Annotated in this window: 1 protein-coding gene; it reads right to left on the bottom strand. The window is 65.9% G+C overall.

Annotated features, from left to right (window positions below; translation table 11 throughout):
- The coding region (locus tag GV790_RS29570) for an ABC transporter permease (RefSeq protein WP_163818101.1) at nucleotides 1-314 on the bottom strand (314 nt) is incomplete at both ends.

Here is a 314-nt window from a genome sequence, read left to right on the forward strand (position 1 = left end):
CGGCAAGAACATGAACGCGAAGGTGAATCCGTTCGCGGCCTCCGGGTTGCGGGCCAGCAGGCCCAGCGCCGCCGCGACCCAGGACAAGGCCAGGACGAACATCGCGATCACCGCGATGGCAGCCGACCAGCGCAGCGGATCCCCGGTGGGCCGGAAGCCCAACGCCACCGCGACACCGATGACGATGCCGGTCGTGATCAAATTGCGGATCACGCTCTCGGCAACATGTCCGGTGAGTACTGCGGATCGGGCGATATCCATCGTCCGGAAGCGGTCGATGATGCCGTTCTGCAAGTCTGTGGCGAGGGCCGGTG

The organism is Nocardia cyriacigeorgica (assembly GCF_010858045.1).
In the GTDB taxonomy this organism is placed as follows: domain Bacteria; phylum Actinomycetota; class Actinomycetes; order Mycobacteriales; family Mycobacteriaceae; genus Nocardia; species Nocardia cyriacigeorgica_E.